15 protein-coding genes are annotated in these 18734 nt (G+C 44.1%); 7 read left to right on the top strand and 8 right to left on the bottom strand.

From position 1 onward, the window contains the following. The first annotated feature begins 2 nt into the window (after positions 1 to 2). Both QZT69_RS12870 and QZT69_RS12865 read left to right on the top strand, forming a co-directional pair. Complete coding sequence (locus QZT69_RS12870; RefSeq protein ID WP_294674787.1) at positions 3 to 332, top strand: hypothetical protein; 330 nt, start codon at positions 3 to 5, stop codon at positions 330 to 332. A 268-nt stretch (positions 333 to 600) separates the two neighbouring features. Then, the gene (locus tag QZT69_RS12865) at positions 601 to 873 is read left to right on the top strand and encodes a hypothetical protein (RefSeq protein WP_294674784.1); all 273 of its coding nucleotides are present in this window, start codon (positions 601 to 603) and stop codon (positions 871 to 873) included. Here QZT69_RS12865 and QZT69_RS12860 read toward each other — a convergent pair. The 7 genes from QZT69_RS12860 to QZT69_RS12830 all read right to left on the bottom strand — a co-directional run bounded on the left by QZT69_RS12860 (position 870) and on the right by QZT69_RS12830 (position 13034). Further along, the gene (locus QZT69_RS12860; RefSeq protein ID WP_294674783.1) at positions 870 to 1823 is read right to left on the bottom strand and encodes an HNH endonuclease; all 954 of its coding nucleotides are present in this window, start codon (positions 1821 to 1823) and stop codon (positions 870 to 872) included. The genes QZT69_RS12865 and QZT69_RS12860 overlap by 4 nt on opposite strands. A 57-nt stretch (positions 1824 to 1880) precedes the next feature. Further along, the gene (locus QZT69_RS12855; protein ID WP_294674781.1) at positions 1881 to 3491 is read right to left on the bottom strand and encodes a hypothetical protein; all 1611 of its coding nucleotides are present in this window, start codon (positions 3489 to 3491) and stop codon (positions 1881 to 1883) included. Between the two features lie 2 nt (positions 3492 to 3493). After that, positions 3494 to 4201 (bottom strand): hypothetical protein, encoded by a 708-nt coding sequence (locus QZT69_RS12850; RefSeq protein WP_294674779.1) that lies wholly within the window; start codon positions 4199 to 4201, stop codon positions 3494 to 3496. A 115-nt stretch (positions 4202 to 4316) separates the two neighbouring features. Further along, positions 4317 to 5327 (bottom strand): hypothetical protein, encoded by a 1011-nt coding sequence (locus tag QZT69_RS12845; RefSeq protein ID WP_294674777.1) that lies wholly within the window; start codon positions 5325 to 5327, stop codon positions 4317 to 4319. 388 nt (positions 5328 to 5715) lie between these two features. Next, positions 5716 to 6111, bottom strand: coding sequence for a hypothetical protein (locus QZT69_RS12840; protein ID WP_294674775.1), 396 nt, complete (start codon positions 6109 to 6111; stop codon positions 5716 to 5718). Between the two features lie 295 nt (positions 6112 to 6406). Then, positions 6407 to 9661 carry a fibronectin type III domain-containing protein gene (locus QZT69_RS12835; protein ID WP_294674772.1) on the bottom strand — a complete coding sequence of 1085 codons (3255 nt, stop codon included), beginning with the start codon at positions 9659 to 9661 and terminating at the stop codon, positions 6407 to 6409. A 280-nt stretch (positions 9662 to 9941) separates the two neighbouring features. Then, complete coding sequence (locus tag QZT69_RS12830; RefSeq protein ID WP_294674769.1) at positions 9942 to 13034, bottom strand: PKD domain-containing protein; 3093 nt, start codon at positions 13032 to 13034, stop codon at positions 9942 to 9944. 240 nt (positions 13035 to 13274) lie between these two features. Here QZT69_RS12830 and QZT69_RS12825 point away from each other — a divergent pair, with 240 nt between their 5' ends. Then, positions 13275 to 13751 carry a hypothetical protein gene (locus QZT69_RS12825; RefSeq protein ID WP_294674766.1) on the top strand — a complete coding sequence of 159 codons (477 nt, stop codon included), beginning with the start codon at positions 13275 to 13277 and terminating at the stop codon, positions 13749 to 13751. After that, the gene (locus QZT69_RS12820; RefSeq protein WP_294674763.1) at positions 13748 to 14482 is read left to right on the top strand and encodes an aspartyl/asparaginyl beta-hydroxylase domain-containing protein; all 735 of its coding nucleotides are present in this window, start codon (positions 13748 to 13750) and stop codon (positions 14480 to 14482) included. The genes QZT69_RS12825 and QZT69_RS12820 overlap by 4 nt, the downstream gene beginning before the upstream one ends. A gap of 55 nt (positions 14483 to 14537) precedes the next feature. On the opposite strand, the gene QZT69_RS12815 is transcribed toward QZT69_RS12820, so the two are convergent. Then, complete coding sequence (locus tag QZT69_RS12815) at positions 14538 to 15863, bottom strand: T9SS type A sorting domain-containing protein (protein ID WP_294674759.1); 1326 nt, start codon at positions 15861 to 15863, stop codon at positions 14538 to 14540. A gap of 177 nt (positions 15864 to 16040) precedes the next feature. Here QZT69_RS12815 and QZT69_RS12810 point away from each other — a divergent pair, with 177 nt between their 5' ends. The 3 genes from QZT69_RS12810 (at position 16041) to QZT69_RS12800 (ending at position 18710) form a co-directional block, all read left to right on the top strand. After that, entirely contained in the window at positions 16041 to 17081 is a 1041-nt protein-coding gene (locus tag QZT69_RS12810) for a DUF4407 domain-containing protein (RefSeq protein ID WP_294674756.1), read from the top strand. 128 nt (positions 17082 to 17209) lie between these two features. Beyond that, a complete protein-coding gene (locus QZT69_RS12805; protein ID WP_294674754.1) occupies positions 17210 to 17986 on the top strand; it encodes a dienelactone hydrolase family protein in 777 nt (258 codons plus the stop codon). 100 nt (positions 17987 to 18086) lie between these two features. Further along, entirely contained in the window at positions 18087 to 18710 is a 624-nt protein-coding gene (locus tag QZT69_RS12800) for an SGNH/GDSL hydrolase family protein (protein ID WP_294674751.1), read from the top strand. The last annotated feature ends 24 nt before the right edge of the window (positions 18711 to 18734 follow it).

Genomic DNA, 18734 nt, shown 5'->3' with positions numbered 1-18734 from the left:
AAATGTCCTTCTGCACTTTTTTTCGCCGGGTTTGGATTATCCAACCGCCGCCTTTGATCGACCTTCCTGCGCGTTTGTTTCACCTTCACGCGCCTTTGCGCTCCGTTCACACGCTTTCGCTAAACGATCACATGCCTTTGCTTCACCTTCACGCGCTTTTGATCGAAGTTTCCGCGTCTTTGTTTGAGCTTCACACTCCTTTGCTCGAGCTGCCGCTTGTTTTGCGAGACAGTTCTGCGCCTTTGCTTCCCGTGCACACGCTTTTGATTCAAGTTCACATGCCTTTGATTGACAGGTACGGGCTTTTGATTGGGGTTGCGGGAGTGTTGTAAGTGCGCCGGGCACCTGCACCTGCGGTGCTTTTCTTTGCCACAGATGCACAGATGTTTAACGGCGCCTACCGGTCGCCTTGTTATCTACATATATACCAAGCGCTAAGCGTTGATAGTTGTGTATATCTATTAAAGATGGAAGGTTGATCAATATACTTTATAAAAGAAGGGGAAAATCGGAGTATTGAAAATTGTTAGGTGTTGTATTCAGTTGAATACAGATTAAATATTGCTGCTTTCCTATCATTGCATGAAGCAATTCCTTCTTATGAAAACAAACATCCTCAGCTTGATACAAGACGACATCAAAATTTCCCGCCTGATCGGAGTATTGGAAAACCTGGATATTTCAGCCGGCAGCTATTATTTGGGAAATGTAACGGTGATCTTCTCGCTGATGGGAATCAGCAACACCGAGCAGAACCAGGAGTTTTATCAACTTTTGCTCGAGCAGGCAGATGATTTGGAGAAATACCGGACACCAGAAGCCTTAAGCAAACTTGCGGAGGAGGTTTATGGGAGGCTGGGGGAGAGGGTTTAGGAAGCCACAAAACACTCGCGGTGGTGCCAGCGCAGGTTTTCAATGGCGGGATAGTAATCGGGGTTGCGCGGCAATAAAATTTCTTTTCCGTCAAATTGTCCCAGGGAATAGGGCGAATGGTTTTCCGAGATGGCTTTCGATATTTTCACCCGGTAATCTTCCGTAATGGTGATCAGTCCGCGGTCGTAAGCCCGGTGCAGATTGGGAGAAAGAGCAATGCCGTTGGTGATCGTATCGTCTTTTGAAATAGCGAACGGAATGAGATGACAGGCATCCACCATTTGCGCGTTGGTAGAAGATTCGATCCGCATTTCCGAAATGGCGCATTGGTAGCCGTAGATTTTTGGCACTTCACGCTTGAACACGCCACCGCGAACAAAGACTTCTTCTTCAAATTCTTCCTTCGAAAGCGTTTCTTTCAATTCATCGATCCGTTTGCGGTATAAAACCGCGTCTTCCCGCAGGATCTCTGCTTCCAGTTGGGTAAACAGATCGGCCTCGTGAACATGGAACCGGCTTTTGGTTTCCGGGAAATATTGGTCCAATAGGGCTTCTTCCATAACCGCCAGCTGAATCGGGTCCTGCATGAGGGCGAATACCTGTGCGTCTAATTCTGCAAAAGCCACGGTTTCCTTCAATGCATTCAAACTGCGGATGCTGTTGGAAGAGGTAACGGGGATTTCCATGCCGCCATAAGTAACCAGTTTCCAAAACGGCTCCGACTTCATGTGATAAAACGGCAAAGCAAAGTTCGGGATGTGTGGCGTAACCACCAGCCTGCTCCAAATGGATTTGAATTCGAGTACCAGCTCCGGGGTAATTGCAATGCGGTTATTGCTGATTTCTCCTTTACGCACGAGTTCCAGGATTGCGAGAAGTAACACCGGCTTGTGCGGCGCTCCGCCATATTTGGAATCGCGTCGGAGGCGGGAGAAGAAATGGAGGGGCATTAATTAAATTATTTTTTTCTTTTAAAGCAAAATCCTATTTCTAGGAGGAGGATTATTTTATCCTGAGATATATTCTAGTAGTTCTGCATAGGCAGCATTTTTCATTTGTCTTGATCTTTTCACTCCAACTTGTTCTAGTTTGTTGATTAAATCTTGTTCACTTGTATTGATAAGGTCATTTATGGTTAAAAGGCCTGCATCATTAATTAATTTGTTTTTTTGCCAGTCAGACAAGTCGAGATTAGAAATGGATTTATCCAAAATGTTATTTATTGATGCAACCAGCATCTCATCATTTTCTAGAATGATATTTTTGTCGATTAGGTCACTATAAATAGCATGATTTTGTCCGTACTCTGAAAAATTATTAATTTGAAGTTTTGCAATTAATTCTCTTGAGTTCCTTGTGGGATTGTTTACTTGCGATAAAAATACACCATAGTTTACCTCATAACGAGTTCCAATTAATGATCTAGTACCCTTTACACCGTCATCAATTTTCCTAATTATACCTGTATAAGTTAAAAGTCTAAGAGCCTCACGAATTTGTATAGGGGAATCTTTGTGAATCCAAAAATATATGCTTGTTTCAGTCCTAATCGTTCCGTCTTCATTGAAATTTTTCTTTATTAAGCTTGGTATTACAGTATCTTCTAGAAATTTCCTGCCCCAATCAATAAGTACTTTGTGTCCTTTAAATTTATCGCCTAGTAAAGTATGTTCAGCCCAAATTTCATTACGATAAAAATTACGAATTAATGTGTCTATTTCAGAACTACTAATTCTTTGAAGCCCTTGAGTCGTTTTTAATAAAATTCTCGGGTTACCATTTGAACAAAAGATAGCGGTATTGTAGAGTTCTTTATTTTGGTTTATCATTGTCAATTTCCCTTGGTCAACTTGCTTTTCAACCATTTCTGTCATGAAGCTTAAGTATCCGGGGTCTAGAATATTCCTATCTAATTTTTTAAAGACTGAATCGTGAATTCCTTCAAAGGTATCGCCAAAATGAGTTACACCAGGATAAACAGCTGCTTTAGATGAAACATATGGTGAGCGAAAGTCACGAAATAGAGTAAAAAATTGTCTTTGTTGTTCTGGTCGGAAAATATGAGCCGCTTCATCAAAGAAAAAGTATATACCCTTGATTTGATTTTGTTCACATATGTCATTTAATGCGTCAATTATATCATTTAGTTCAGGAAGTGATGTCGCATCTATCACTGTGCCTGGATTCTTATATGAATCTTCATATGCTTTTATTATATTATCAAGCGAACTGGTTTCAGAATTGGTTTCTGTGTTCAATAACGTTGATGCATAATTAGAGAACACCAAACCTCTTTTGAGACTACTTTTTATTAGCTCACGTAAAGAACGAGCTATCATCCAATTTCTAAATTGAAATGTATCAGTAGTGTGGATTAAAGTACTAGCCATAAACGTAATGTATACCGGTAGTATTTTTTCTGTCTCAAAGTTTTGCTCTAATTGATAACAGGCATATTTCATTAAGAATGATTTACCTGTTCCTCTACTGCCTTCGAGTATTAAATTGGCGTTTGATTTTAGCGATTCAATTATTTCATTTTCTAATTGTGATTTTACAATTATATTGGGTAACTCGTCTGGACGAATATTTTCAGTTCTATAATATATCTCTGCCATTTTTATTTAGATGAAGTTAGATGCTGAAGAATTGGTTCAACATGATTTAATGTTTGCATAACGATTGGTTCGACCTGTTCTAATTGACTTTGTTTTAGGGTTTTCAAATATCTTAAACAAAGTACAAAATTTGCAATTTCGAAAAATGATTTTAATGATTTATTGAATAAGATGATTTCTTTTTCTTCAATTTTCAAGGCTTCACTTTCCGTAATCCATGTGTGATGGTTACCATGCACATATTCTGATAAATCTCTATACAATTCTTTTGCTTTTGTATAGTATTCCTCGTTTTTATCTTTAAGTTCTAAAAAAAAAGCGTTGCAAAAACGATGTGAAAGCACTCCATTGTTTAGATCGTTAATTGTACTCCAATTTAAGTCTCTTGATGATTTTGTCCACTCAATAAAGTCAAGTGTTGCAGTGCTAAAAAACACACCTCCAAATAACATTTCCATAGAAAGTCTTAAAGAACTAAAAGCATTTCTATATAAACAATAAGTTTGAGAAATTATTGAAAGTTCCAAAGATTGAATACTGTTTGTTAGAAGAATTTTATAATTGTCTTCAGGTATTATTTCTAACCATGTTTGAAGCGATTTGGAAAAATCAATTCCATTATTAATTACATCTTTGTTTTGATCCAAAGAAGAATCAAAAATACCCTGAATCTGCTCGTTTATTTTTTTAATATATTCCTCTGCTGTCATTTTCTTGTTATTAATATTGCCGGTAGTTATGTTAATATAAATACTTAGCTAATTATTTAAATTGTACCGTTATCATTTCTTTTCAAATTCTAATCTTTTAGCAATTAATCTATTTCTATTTCAAATAAGCCTCCCTGCGCTCACCCACCCTCGGCACTTGAACCGATCTATTTCCCCATTGTTCATTTACAACAATGGCAGTCACTTTCACCAAAACCATTACCCCGGTTACTGCATTGTCATTCGATAAACAAACATGGAAGTTGTCATTTGATACCTGTTCCATTCTGTTGAAAGCATTAATTACTTTTCCCATTTTCAGGTAATAGAATCGTTGACCGGAACTAAATAGATTTACATTTTCATTGGTTACGATGTAGTAATCGATATCTTCACCTCTTTGAGCTACAACTAAGTAGTTTGGTAATCCAAGAGCCAGGCTTGCAAGCGGATTTCCTTTGGATAGAACTTTTACAATGGGTGAAGCTAATTCGCTTAGATCATTCACTGCATCCTGGTAAGCTTGCTGCCCTTCCTGATTCACCCCAATGTAGTAACTCCAGGCTTTTGTGTTTTTAGGCAGCGTGAAGTTAAGAGTCGTTTTATTTCCATTCGCGTTCCCAAAGGAATGCACTTTAGCTGTTTGATCCATTACATTCACAATGGTAGTATCTCTTCTGATCAAATAGTTCTCATTTTTAGAGTAGTATGTGGTATCATACAAAGTTCTCCAATAAACTTCCGAATTAAAGTTTTTGGTGTATTCATTCAACGGAATGCGCTGAATGTGGATCTTGCAAATCTTTCCGGATAAGCCTTTGTTTTTGATGCGGAATTTATAAATTCCATCCTTGGAAACGGGAAGTTTTTTATTGGTTATTCCACTGGTCTCGTAATCGGTGAATTTGGTGAAGCTGGGATATTCTGTCACTTCCACTTCTCCGATGGATTTTCCCTTGATGACCTCAAAATTCAACACAATCTGATCCCCTTCCGCAAAGCCGAAATAGAATTCTTTTTCTTCCGAAATGCCGAGTTTTAATGTGGATTCGATGAGGTCTATGGCTTCCTGGGAATGGGCCAAACAGGAACCGAATAGCAGCAGCGCAAGAGTGATCAATTTCATTGTAACAAAAAGGTTTCGCTACGAATCTAAGAAAAGAACTGTTAGTTGATCCGTTTGGATTGATTTTCAGTATTTACCACATGGGGGAAATGTGGTTTTCCGAAAGTTGATGCCTGCTAATATTTCCCACAGATGCACAGATGTCCTGCGGCGCCTACCGGTCGCCTTATTTTCCTGCTATTTGCAGAATGCTTGTTTCCTAAACATCTGTATAAGTATTCGATTGGCTCTCTACTATTAAAGATAACTATCACACCAAAAAAGAAGAGGCGACCGGTAGGCGCCTCCATTTATCTGTGCATCTGTGGAAAGAGAAAAGGTGCAGCTGTCGAAGACGACTCGCGCCCTGTAGTGCTGTACAATGCGGTTGTTTTGTGGTGGACGGTGATTATTCCCCCTTCATCTGCCTCGCCAACAGCTTCGGGGAAACTTTAAGGCTTGCTGTAAATGTCATTCCCGGCTGGCGGGTTGAAAAGGTCATCAATGCTTTTTTGTACCAGGCAGCATCGGTGGCTTTCTTGCGGACCGGTTCGTGGTGGGCTGTGTCATACAGCACGCCTTCGTGCCACGCCTGGATCTCGTAGATGGAAAGCCCGTAGTATTCCGCGCGGTCCAGTACAATGGCGAAATCCCACTCGTTGAAATGGAGGTTTTCCTTTTTGTCGAACCCGTCGTTCAGGTTTTTCAAATCGGTAAATACGTTTTTTTCTAAGAATTCGGCCTGCTCCATATTGTTTGTAAAATTTCGGCTAAGGTACGCAGAAAATCCGCTTGGTGCGTTCACCGCGGGATAATACTTCTAGATGTCTACTTGTTTACCACAGATGCACAGATGTTAAGCGCGCTTACCAGTCGCGCTGATTTTTGTTTAACTATTTTATGTTTGTGCTGGTTTCGGAACGTGTCATCATTTCGCCCCCTTCAAATCAAATTAACATAAAAAGAGGCGACCGGTAGGCGCCTCCAATTATCTGTGCAATTTGTCCCGACAATGATTTCGTCGGGATCTGTGGTAAAGAAAAAGGGCGAGTCCGTCGACTGACGGCCCGCCCATAGATATTTTAGCGAGCAGAAGCTCCTTACTCTTTAATCACGGTCACATTTGCGGTTCCTTTTTCAGAAACGTATTTGATGAAATAAACCCCGCTTTCGTACCCGGAAAGGTCCAGTTTGTTTTGTTTTTCAAGGTCGATGGTTGTCAATACCTGTCCTTTTACGGTGATCAGGGTTGCAGTTCCTTCGGTTTGTCCTGCAATAGTTACAAGATCATGAGCCGGATTCGGGTATACCGAGAGGCTGATGATTTCTTGTTCGTTCAATCCCACGGTAGATGCGGTGGTGAAGGAAACGGTGCTCCAGTCGGAGAAATTCCCGTTGCCACAGTCTGTGCGTACATGGAAGTAGTAGGTGCTGGAACTGTTTAAAGTAGCTGCCGCGAATGTGTTGTTGGAAGTCACGGTTCCACCTGCATTCGGGTTTGTAGATGTTTGGTCGAGAACGTACTGGAAGGTGTTCCCGGCTTGTGCGGTCCAGTTCAGGTTTGCAGAGCTGCTTGTAATGTTGGACACGGTCAGTCCGGCCGGAGCAATACACGGTGCGTCATCGGTTGTGAAAGAAACGGTTGTCCAGTCGGAGAAGTTTCCGTTGCCGCAGTTGGTGCGCACGTGGAAGTAGTAAGTCGTAGAAGCATTCAGTCCTGTGGCGCTGTAACTGTTGGCTGTTGCAGGTGTTCCGGAAGCCGGGTTGGATGCCGTTTGGTTCAGTACGTATTCAAAGCTGTTTCCTCCCTGAACGTTCCACGAAAGATCGGAAGTGTTTTGGGTGGTGTTTGCAATCGTTAACCACGTTGGCGCATCGCATGGTTCCGGCAAAGTGGTAAACGGAATGGTGGTCCATCCGGATGTGTTTCCCTGTGCACAATGGGTGCGTACGTGCACGTAGTAAGTCGTTGCAGCGTCCAATCCGGATGCGTTGTAGAAAGTATCTGTGGTAGCTGTTCCGGAAGCCGGATCTGTGGAAATTTGATCTACCACGTATTCGTAGGTGCTTCCCGGTTGGGTGTTCCAGCTAAGTTCTGCCGTATTTTGAGTGATGTTTGCTGCGGTTAACCCGGTCGGTGCATCACATGGCGCAATGGAAGTGGTGAACGAAATGGTTGTCCACGGAGAGAAATTTGCTCCGCTGCAATCGGTGCGAACGTGCAGGTAATAGGTCGTAGACGCACTCAGCGTTGTTGGATTGTAAGTGGTCAAAGTAGTGGGCATTCCCAGGATCAGCGGATCGCTGGCAGTTTGGTCCAGTACGTATTCAAAAGTGTTGCTTCCCTGCGCATTCCAGGATAGATTTGCGGAGTTGTGGGTAACGTTTGCAGCAGCCAATCCGGTTGGTGCCATGCAGGGCGTAAGTGTGGTGGTAAAAGAAATGGTTGTCCATGCAGAAGTATTCCCCTGAACACAATTCGTGCGAACGTGCAGGTAATAAGTGGTCAATTGATTCAATCCGGCTGCATGGTAAGTTGTTCCTGCCGTTAAAGTTCCGGAAGCCGGATCTGTGGAAACCTGGTCAACTACATATTCATAGGTACTCACGTTTTGTGTATCCCAGCTTAAATCTGCGGAGTTGTGTGTCACGTTTGCTGCAGCCAATCCGGTTGGAGCGTTGCATGGTTCGATTGCTGTTGTGAAAGAAATGGTTGTCCACGCGGAAGTATTTCCCTGAACGCAGTTGGTGCGGACGTGTAAGTAATAGGTCGTTAACGGATTCAATCCCGTTGGGTTAAAAGTAGTTCCTGTTGTTGAAGTTCCGGAAGCCGGGTCTGTGGAGATTTGGTCCACTACGTATTCGTAAGTGCTAGCACCTTGCGTATCCCAGCTTAAATCAGCTGAGTTGTGTGTCACGTTTGCAGCAGTCAATCCGTTTGGAGCGTTGCATGGTTCGATTAGGGTTGTAAAAGAAATAGTGGTCCATGCGGAAGTATTTCCCTGAACGCAGTTGGTGCGTACGTGTAAGTAATAGGTCGTTAACGGATTCAATCCCGTTGGGTTAAAAGTAGTTCCTGTTGTCGATGTTCCGGAAGCCGGATCTGTGGAGATTTGGTCCACTACGTATTCGTAAGTGCTTGCGCCTTGCGTATCCCAGCTTAAATCTGCGGAGTTGTGTGTCACGTTTGCAGCAGCCAATCCGGTTGGTGCGTCGCATGGTTCGATCAGGGTGGTAAATGGAACGGCAGTCCACGGAGAGAAATTTCCGCTTCCGCAGTCGGTACGCACATGCAGGTAATAAGTCGTAGAAGGATTCAATCCGGTTGCGTTGAAGGTAGTTCCTGCTGTGGGAGTTCCTGCCCCGGTTGGATCTGCAGCTACTTGGTCTACTACATATTCAAAGCTGTTGCTTCCCTGTGTATCCCAGCTTAGGTCTGAGGAGTTGTGGGTGGTGTTTGCGGCAGCCAATCCCGTTGGCGCGTTGCATGGTGCTGCCGGAGTAGTGAAGTTGACGTAGACCCAGTTTGAGAAACTTCCGTTTCCACAATTCCGGCGGAGGTGGAAATAGTAAGTGGTTGAAGGTGATAAAGCAGCAGTACTGGTTGTTAATCCATTGATAGGAGTTCCCGCACCGGCAGGATCTGTTGCAAGTTGATCCAATACATATTCAAAGTCGTTTGAACCGGCAGCGTCCCAGTTAAAATCGGCACTTGTTGCTGTTACGTTGTTTTCCGCAAGGTTGGTCGGATCGGTACAAATAGTAGCTATGGATCTTACTTTAACATTGTTCAACCCGATCAATGGAGAAGAACCTGAGCCCGAACCGCGGTTTGATGCAAATGTAAGTGTGAAAGTGGCATTGTTGGCCAGGTTAAGCCCATTGATCGTAATAGTGAGGTGATCAGGATTCCCCGGACTGGTGGTATTGTCAAAAGTCCAGTTTAGTCCCGAAACACTTCCCAGTGAAGAAGTTACTGTCCAGTTTGGAAGTCTTGAAACGCGGTTTACAATCTGGAAAGCATCGTAACTGATTTCTAACGAAGTAATTGTTGACCCGGTGGTGTTTTGGAAGGTCCCTGTAAGGGAACAGCTTGCAACGGAAGAACTTGGCTGATATCCGAAACCTGCTCCGGAGATGGCATAAACACCGCCGGTAGTAGAGGCGCTTGTACTCTGGTAATTCCCGCCCGATCTTGTAAATCCGCCGGGAAGTGTTCCGTTCCAGCCGTTGAAGTTGGTGTTGAAATCGGTGTTGTGAGCGGTAATACTCACTTGTGAAAATCCGTTCTGCCAGCCTCCAAGTGCCAGGAAGAGCATACAGATGCGGATTGTTGAAATGAATTGTTTTTTCATGGTAAACATTATTGATTGTTCGTTAAGGTGTATTGCAGTGCGATTCTTTGATGCCGCACTTGTTGTAGATTTCAATTTGCTAAAGTTTAGTACAAAGGTAGACCGGGTGTTTTCGGGGAGGGTTAAGTTCGTGTCAAATAAGTATTAAATCGCGTTTATTGAGTTAAAAATCAGTTTGTTAAATCGATTTAGCTTTTAAGAATCAATGCTTTGTGTTAGTCAAAAAAAAGGGACACAAATCCTGCGTCCCTTTGAAAAAATGAATCGGTTGTTTTTTGGATTACCTCACCAATGAAACGTGTCCCGAAAATGTTTCGAAAGCATCGCTGTGAAGTTGTTTTACCCGTATGTTCCAGATATAAGTTCCTTCTGGCACCATCGTTCCGTGGTAAGTTCCGTCCCAGCCCGTTTCTGAATCGTGCGATTCGAAGATCGTTTCGCCCCATCTGTTGAACAGGAGCAGGGTGTAGTTCTGGGGATCAAATCCGCTGGAAAAAATGGGTTTGAATGTTTGGTTGAACTCGTCGCCGTCCGGTGTAAATGCATTGGGAATGTAATAAGTCATTTCATCCTGAACAGTAATCACTTTCGTAATGCTGTCGATACATCCGTCGTCATTGGTGGCAATTAATTCCACCGCATAAGAACCCGGTTGTGCCGGGAAAGTAAAATTCGGAGATGTTTCTGTGGATTGGGCGGAGTCAACCCCGAAATTCCAGGTGTAAGTTACTGCGTTGGTACTGGAATTTACAAAATGTACGGTGGGATCCAGTGCAGAAATCGTTGATGGGGAAAAGTAAAAATTGGCGTCAATACCCGGTTTCACTTCCACATCCTTGGAAACAGTAGTAATGCAATTGGAGTTGGTTGTCACTTTTAGCAATACGGAATGCGTGCCTGTGGTTTGGAAAACATGTTTCGGGTGTTCTTCCGAAGAAGTGAACCCGTCGTTGAAATCCCAGTGCCAGTTGGTAATAATCTCCGGTGAAGGCACGGAGCATGCGGATGTAAACACCATGCTGTCGTTCATACAGGGTGCCGAAGAAACAAAAGAAGCGGAAGGATTGGGTTTCACAACAACCTGCGTGGAAGCACTGTTGCTGCAATTGCCCTCCTGAACGGTCAGGGTATAGGTTCCTGCTTCGGTGATATCCGCCGGATTTTGCACCTGGGAAGTGTACCCGTTCGGTCCGTTCCACAAATAACTGATAGTTCCGGAAGCGGTTGTAAATCCGGTAAGCTGGATCACTGTGCCTTCACAATATGGTCCGGCATTGGATGCAGACACAAATGGCACTTGTGAAATCACGTTTACAGTTGCGGGCGGGCTTGTGCATCCGTTCTCGGTAACAAGCAATGTGTAAGTTCCCGCTTCTGTTCCGTCTGCCGGGTTTTGAAGCGTGGATGTGTACCCGTTGGGTCCGCTCCAGGAATAAGTTACGGCGCCCGATGAGGTCGTTGATCCGTTTAGCTGAAGCATTGTTCCGGTACAGAAAGGTGCGGTATAATCTGCTTGTGCTGTCGGTATTGGGTTAATTACGACTGTTGTATTTGCAGAAGTACTTTGACATCCGTTGGAGCTGATTACCAGTTCGTACATTCCGGCTTCAAGGGCATCCGAAGGATTTACAGCGGTAGATGTGTAGCCGTTGGGCCCGGTCCAGGAATAAGTAATTGTTCCTGTTGAATTGGTGTTGCTGTTTAAGCTGATCGGCGAACCGGTGCAGTAAGGTCCGGTATTGGAAACACTGACGGTCGGTACCGCATTGACACTAACGGTAGTGGTTGCCGGTGTGCTCTGACATCCGTTTACCGCAACGGTTAATTGGTAAGTATGTGTTCCGGTTTGAGCGGTAAATGTTGGATTTTGCAGGGAAGAAGTGAAACCGTTTGGACCTGTCCAGGAATAAGTGGTTGTTCCGCTAAAAGGAGTTGATCCGTTCAAAACAACGTTCCCGCCTTCGCAGTAAGGCCCGGTATTGGACGCGGTTGCTGTAACCTGTGCGGGTTCGGTGAACGTTACGGGAGCTAAGGTTGTGGAACATCCGTTTACGAAACGCACCTGAACGGTATATGTTCCGGGAGTAAGGTTACTGAAAACGTTTGAAGCTTGCCAGTTGGTTCCGTCCAGTGAGTATTCCAATCCGGAATCTGTAGAGGAAATGGTAAGCACCCCGTCGTTAGCACCAAAACAGCTGATTGGGGTCGGAGTTACGGATTGAACAGCAGGAACCGGATTAAGTGTTACGGTGTGAGTGGCAGAAATAGTTCCGCAGGAAGTAGCTGTTGAAACAGTGTAGGTTCCCGGTGCTGTGACCGAAATGGATGGGGTCGTTTCTCCGTTTGGAGACCAGGTGTTCCCGGATGCATAACTGGAAGTAAGCGTGATGGTTTCTCCGGGACACATAGAAGCAGGTCCTGAAATCGTAACCGGAACGGAAGGTGCCGTGATGGTAATTACAATGGTTTGAGGGCTTCCCGTTCCGCCTCCGCAGCCGGTGGAGCTTGGTGTCACTGAAAGAGTGTATGTGCCTGGTGCTGCAGTTCCCCAGTTGATGGTCATATTGGCGGATGCTGTTGTTCCGTTAGGAGTGGTGAAAGAGGCCCCGGCAGGTAATCCGTCCCAGGTGTAAGAAACTCCGGTTTCAGGCGTAACGCTGTAGTTTTCGGTACTTCCCTGGCAAACGGTTGTATTTCCCGAGATCGGACTTACGGTTAGAGGTCCGTTTAACTGGGGTGCTGTCAAAAGAACATTGTCGATGAACAACAATTCATCTGCGCGATTGGTGGTAACGCTTACCACGAAGTAGAATTCGGAAACACAAGCGGGGATCGTCCAGCTGTAACTGTGTGTTGAGATGCTGAATTGTGCGTTGTTGTTTCCGGTTGCCAGTGTAATTAAAGTTTGCGGAACACCGTCGTGGTAGGCTCTGAATGTTAGGTTCTCTCCCGAATCCCAGCCGGTACCGTTACAGGATGGAAAACGGTTTCCCCAGTTGAAGGTCAAAGTGCGCACGGAGGAGTTGCTGGTAGAAATGTCCAGGGAATTAAAGGTAAAAGTACGTGCGGTATTCGGTCCGTTTCCTGATCCGGTGGCAAAGCAGTTTCCTCCGCCCGTGTTTCCTCCCACTACGAGCGAAGTAGTTCCGGTTACCTTGTTCGGTGATTGCGTTGCTTCGGATATGGACAGCGCACTTGCTCCCGTGGAAGTGTATCCCCAGGGATCTCCCGGTTCACCGCCTTGAAATCCAACAGTTACCTGTGCGCATACTGTGCTGCTGAAAACCAGTGAAGCGCTGAAAAGCAACTGTTTGGTGTATGCTTTGAACAGTCGGAAGCTTGAAAAGTGGAAGGCGGAATAAACAAAGCTCATAACGCAGTGATAATTATTTTTTTTGCAAAGGTACTCCGGGAATACGCTTCGCAGATTAAATTCATGTCAAATAAGCATTAAATTCCCATTTAAATAGTTTGTAAATCAATCGCTTAAACGATTTAGTAAATAGCTCTTCTGTAGTTTAGTTAACCGGAAATACAGATCATTTCAGGGAATTCCAAACCGGATTCACGGACATTTAGTATTTTCACCCCAATCAAACAAACTATTCACTTCATGGAACGCGAAAAGATCATTTGTTTTTTAGAAGAAATCGGGATTCCGGTCATAGAAACCGAATTGCCGGACGATTGTTTTTTGCCCGGATTAGCCATTGAGAAAAATACCATTTTAATGGATCCGGCAAAAATGAAATACCCGGGAGATTTGCTGCATGAGGCCGGACACATAGCGGTAACAGAAGAAGCATTGCGTCCGCTGATCGGCACTGCAGATATGGACCCCGAATGGCCGACTCCCGGCGATGAAATAGCCTCCATTTTGTGGTCTTATGCCGCGCTTAGGCATATCGGAATATCTCCCGAGGTTGTTTTTCACGCGCATGGGTACAAGGAACAATCCGAATGGTTTATCGAACAATTCGGGAATCAAAATTACATCGGCCTTCCGCTGCTGGAGTGGATGGGATTTTGCAGCCAAACAGAAAAAGAAGGTATAAAACCTTTTCCACACATGATCAAATGGTTGAGATGAGCACAAAAGAGATCACGAAATACTTAAAATTTCCCATGCAGTTCGACGAACAGCGTTTGGTGAAAGACCTTTCGCGGGCCATGGAATCCCAATGGGTACCGCATTTCAATACGGGTGGCTATACCGGGAATTGGAACGTAGTATCGCTGTATGCGAAAGACGGTAATGCACAGCATATTTTTGCGCTTTCCACAGATAATTCCGCCGTTTCCGAAACTCCTTTGATGAAGGAATGCACGTATTTCAGAGAGGTTCTGGATTCGTTCAGCTTTCCCATTCTTTCGGTCCGTTTATTGCGGCTGGAAGTGGGAGCGGAGATCAAACCGCATACCGATCACGAATTGGGGTATGAGGACGGGCAGTTCCGGCTGCACATTCCCATTGTTACCAACCCGGATGTAGCATTTATCCTGGATGGCGAGCGCCTGACCATGCTCCCCGGCGAATGCTGGTACACCAATGTAAATTTCGTGCATTCGGTAGCGAATCGCGGAACGGTTGACCGGGTGCACCTGGTTATTGACGGAGAGCGGAATGCCTGGACAGACGAACTTTTTTTCGCCCAGGCCCCTGAATCGAGCTTTGAAGCAGACCGGGAGGAAAACCTTTCTCCGGAGACGATCAGACGCATGCTGGAAGAACTTAGAAGCAACCCGCAAATGGCCGGCCACCCGATTGTTTCCGAACTGGAAGACAAATTGAAAAACCAGAGCAATGCGCTCGATTCATAAATAATAAGCCCGGATATATTGCATAACCGGGCTGAGAAATAAATTAAGCGGAGAATTAATATTTTACAATGCGGTAACTGGATTTATCGACAACAAGCAGATAAGTTCCGGCTGGCACCTGACTGATGTCGATGCTGTTTTCTCCGGCTCCTAAATAAAATGTGTTTAACGTTTCGCCTGCTAAATTTGTTAAGCGAGCCTGCATATTTTCTGTTACCGAAATTGAAACCTGTCCTTTCGTAGGGTTTGGAGTGATGGAAATCAAATCCTGGTTGTTGTCCGTCAAGCTTAAATCAGAAAGCGTGATACAGTTGCTGGTGTCTGAGCATGTTCCGTTGCTTACAATCACAGCGTAACTTCCATTTTGAGTGGCTGTAAAAGATTGGCCTTGTGCCCCCTGAATTGCAGAGTTGTCCGAACAGTTAATCCACTGATAAGTTAAACCGGACGCAGTAGCGGTAAAAGTAGCTCCTGAGCTGGTAATGGCATTGTCCGGCAATGGATTAATGGTTAAATTCAATGTTACAATCGAATCACACCCGTTAGCTGCTGTGTAGATGTGTTCATAGTAATCCGATGTGGTGTAATCTTGTCCCTCCCAAAAGTAAGATCCGCAGGCAGAAGCGCTTATTGTGTCCTGAATCAGATCAGGTTCTGTAACGTTTGCGGTGATCTGGATGGTGCAATTGTTTGCATCGTATATGTCCAGGGTGTAAGTTCCCGCCGCTAAGTCAGAAATGTCCTGGGTTGTTGCAGAATTAGACCAGATATAGGAATACGGAGCAGTGCCACCTGAGGCTTGAGCTGTAATTGCACCGTCGCTCGAGCCATAACAACTTACCGGTGTAGAGCTGGATGTAGCAGAAATTTGACCTGGTTGTGTGATAGTTACCATTATTTGCTTGGCACAAGCGGCTGCATCTGTAACAGTAACGCTGTAAGATCCTGCCACGGCATTTGTGATCCCTGAAGCTGTCATGCTGTTACTCCATAAGTAAGTGTAAGGAGCTGTTCCGCCTGTTGAAGATACGGATGCACTACCGGTCGCATTTCCGAAACAGTCCACATTTGTGAGGGAACTAATGGTTACAGAAGGTGCATTGGGATTATCAACAGTTACTGTATTGCTTCCGGTGCAACCGTTGGCATCGGTAATTGTTACGGTGTAAATTCCGACAGAAATGTTAGTAATGGTTTGAGTGGTCCCCCCGTTACTCCACAAGTAAGTATAGGGTGGTGTGCCATTGAAAGGCATAGCTGATGCAGAGCCTGTTGCTGCGCCGCATGCCGAGTTCGTTGAATTGGTACTCGAGCCCACGGTACACTGAGCATAAGAAAAGTATCCGAAGATACACGCAAGAGAAGTTAGAATAAATTTCATAAAGTTGTTTTTAATGCCGCTAAAATACTGTTTTAAGGTTAAATTTTTCGTGTCTCCCCTGAAATGGTTTTCTTAAGGAATCAATTTGGAACAGTGAATTCCCAAAATTCCATAAAATAATTCTTCGCTTTTGTAACTGAACTATGTTTACTGACTTTATTCGGAATAAACGGCGGTATGGCAGAAAATACAATCGAAACAAAACAACAAAAAGGAACGGAACCTGAAAAAGATCAACTATCCGAAGTGCTTTGGTGGTTTTCTACGGCAATCAAGGAATTGATCGCAGATTGTACTGTAGACCGAAACCGCTACAAGATCCTTGGATCTGCAATGCTCTTCACCTGGCTTTATGCCACTCTGGCATGGGGATATTTCTGGAGCACCAACTCCGATTCTCCTTTCTTATTCGTTACACTGGGAATTTTTATGGGCGGATTTGTCCTTTCCATTGACCGTGTTTTGGTTTCTTCTATTAATAAGAAACGCACCAATATAGTGGCAATCGGGCTGCGGGTGATTATGGCTTTGTGTATCGGGGCATTTTTGGCCCAGCCTATCATCCTGTTCATTTTCAGCTCCGATGTTGACCGCGAAATTCCGATCTTACTGGATAAAAAGCTGGCAGAGAAAAAGATCGAAGTAGAACAGGTGTACCAATCCCGGAAAGATGAATTGTTGGCCAATAAAAAGAAACTGGAAGAAGATTTGAAGGAAAAGAGTGACCTGGCGATCGAAAAACAGAACGAATACCTCAAAGAGATCGATGGCACGGGAGGTTCCGGTAAATTCGGAATTGCAGGAATTGCGAAAGCCAAGCAGAACGGTTACCAGATAGCCAGAGATGCATCGGATAAAGCGCAAAAGGATTCCAAAAACGAATTGGAAAAAATCACCAAAGAACTCGACGAGATCAATACCAAAGTGACCAAAAGCGTGGCGGATTTTGAGAAAACACTAGATGGAAAAGGATTCCTGATCAAGAAAGAAGCCCTGCAATCCTTGTTCGACAAAGACAAAACACACGGACTCCAAAACCAGTATTACCTGTTGATGGTGATTTTGACCCTGTTCGAATTGATCCCGATCATCAGTAAATTGTTTATGACGTCCGGAGCCTACGATACGAAAGTAGCGCTGCGGGAGGATTTTGAAACGAAAACCGCAACATTGGAGTCTGAGAAAGAGTTTCGGGAGAGGGAGCGTGAATTGATTTGATTAGCAATGGAGTAATTATCAATTATCAAGTGGATTAGAGTAGTATAAGTGACCCACTTGATAATTAAATCATTGAAAATTGATAATTGGATTTGAAGTATCTTTATGATGAACAAACAATTTTCGTCATGAGATCAATTTTTACTTTCGTATTTCTATTTGCAATCGGATCGGGCTTTTCACAAGTATTGGATTCTGTTAACTATTCCATCAACGGACAGCAATTCACGGCATTTTATGCCAAGCCCCTGGAAATTACCAAAAAAACAAAGACCGTTTTGATCGTCCACGAATGGTGGGGATTGAACGAATATCCCAAAGAAAGAGCGCTTCAGATCGCCAAAGAAGGGAATATCGGTTTTTGCATCGATATGTATGGCAAGGGGAAAATTGCAAAAATACCGCAAGACGCCCAGGCACTTGCTATGCCGTTTTACCGCGATCCGGAATTTTCCTACGCGAGATTTATGGCCGGTTACAACGAAGCCTTGAAAATCCAGGGAGTAAATCCGGCTAAAATGACCGCAATCGGTTACTGCTTTGGCGGATCTGTAGTCTTGAATGCGGCTAAAAAAGGAGCGCCTGTAGATGCGGTAGTGAGTTTTCACGGGAACCTGGACGGAATTCCGGTAGATAAAAGCAAATTGACAGCTGCAATCCTGGTTTGCAATGGGGCCGCAGATTCATTTGTGTCTGCTGAAAGTATCCAGGCATTCAAAAAACAAATGACGGAAGCCGGTGCAGATCTGAAATTCATCGACTACCCGGAAGCAACTCATGCGTTTACCAATCCGCATTCAACGGAGGTAGGAAAGAAATTTTCCATGCCGATTTCTTACAACGAAGCGGCAGATAAACAAAGCTGGATCGATTTTAATAAATTCATGAAGTCAAAGGTGAAATAATTTCAGTAGGGGCAAAATTTTCCGACCCTACTGAAATCCTAAAATCATCATAAGCCGTAAATGAACCATGAAATGGACCAGAAATACTATTGGATTCGCTATGGTTTTATCGTTAGCTGCCTGCTCAAGTTCGAAAGAAAGCATGTCTTACCTGGCTTTGGGAGATTCCTATACGATCGGGGAAAGTGTTCCCACAACCACCAATTTTCCTTATCAACTAGCGGATTCAATCAGTAAAAGCGGGAAAGAATATGTAAGCCCTGTGATTATTGCGCGTACCGGCTGGAGAACTGATCAACTCATCGAGGCCATCGAATCGGCTCATCTGAAAAATGAATACGACCTGGTGACCTTACTGATTGGTGTGAACAATGAATTCCAGGGAAGATCAATCGGCGAATACGAAAACGATTTTAAGCTGCTGTGTAGAAAGTCCATTGAACTCGCAGGAAATAAAAAGAAACGGGTTATTGTTCTTTCCATTCCGGATTACGGCTTTACACCTTACGGAAAACCGAACCAAAAACGCATTTCGGAACGGATCGATTTGTTCAATGTATCCAATAAGCGCATTGCCGATTCATTGGGATTGAAGTACGTGAATGTAACGGAAATCTCTCGTAGAGGATTGAACGAGCCTGATTTGGTAGCAGAAGACGGGCTGCATCCCGGTGTGAAAATGTATGCGCTTTGGGTGAAGGAAATTTTGAAAAAGTTGAAATAGAAATGATTCGGATGTAGGGAGGAA

It is taken from the genome of uncultured Fluviicola sp. (genome assembly GCF_902168135.1).
Lineage (GTDB): Bacteria > Bacteroidota > Bacteroidia > Flavobacteriales_D > Crocinitomicaceae > Fluviicola.
This window is presented reverse-complemented; position numbering and strand designations above follow the sequence as displayed.

Coding starts and splice junctions, on each gene's coding strand:
- QZT69_RS12870 (WP_294674787.1), top strand. CDS start 3: ATGTCCTTCTGCACTTTTTTTCGCCGGGTTTGGATTATCCAACCGCCG.
- QZT69_RS12865 (WP_294674784.1), top strand. CDS start 601: ATGAAAACAAACATCCTCAGCTTGATACAAGACGACATCAAAATTTCC.
- QZT69_RS12860 (WP_294674783.1), bottom strand. CDS start 1,823: ATGCCCCTCCATTTCTTCTCCCGCCTCCGACGCGATTCCAAATATGGC.
- QZT69_RS12855 (WP_294674781.1), bottom strand. CDS start 3,491: ATGGCAGAGATATATTATAGAACTGAAAATATTCGTCCAGACGAGTTA.
- QZT69_RS12850 (WP_294674779.1), bottom strand. CDS start 4,201: ATGACAGCAGAGGAATATATTAAAAAAATAAACGAGCAGATTCAGGGT.
- QZT69_RS12845 (WP_294674777.1), bottom strand. CDS start 5,327: ATGAAATTGATCACTCTTGCGCTGCTGCTATTCGGTTCCTGTTTGGCC.
- QZT69_RS12835 (WP_294674772.1), bottom strand. CDS start 9,661: ATGAAAAAACAATTCATTTCAACAATCCGCATCTGTATGCTCTTCCTG.
- QZT69_RS12830 (WP_294674769.1), bottom strand. CDS start 13,034: ATGAGCTTTGTTTATTCCGCCTTCCACTTTTCAAGCTTCCGACTGTTC.
- QZT69_RS12825 (WP_294674766.1), top strand. CDS start 13,275: ATGGAACGCGAAAAGATCATTTGTTTTTTAGAAGAAATCGGGATTCCG.
- QZT69_RS12820 (WP_294674763.1), top strand. CDS start 13,748: ATGAGCACAAAAGAGATCACGAAATACTTAAAATTTCCCATGCAGTTC.
- QZT69_RS12815 (WP_294674759.1), bottom strand. CDS start 15,863: ATGAAATTTATTCTAACTTCTCTTGCGTGTATCTTCGGATACTTTTCT.
- QZT69_RS12810 (WP_294674756.1), top strand. CDS start 16,041: ATGGCAGAAAATACAATCGAAACAAAACAACAAAAAGGAACGGAACCT.
- QZT69_RS12805 (WP_294674754.1), top strand. CDS start 17,210: ATGAGATCAATTTTTACTTTCGTATTTCTATTTGCAATCGGATCGGGC.
- QZT69_RS12800 (WP_294674751.1), top strand. CDS start 18,087: ATGGTTTTATCGTTAGCTGCCTGCTCAAGTTCGAAAGAAAGCATGTCT.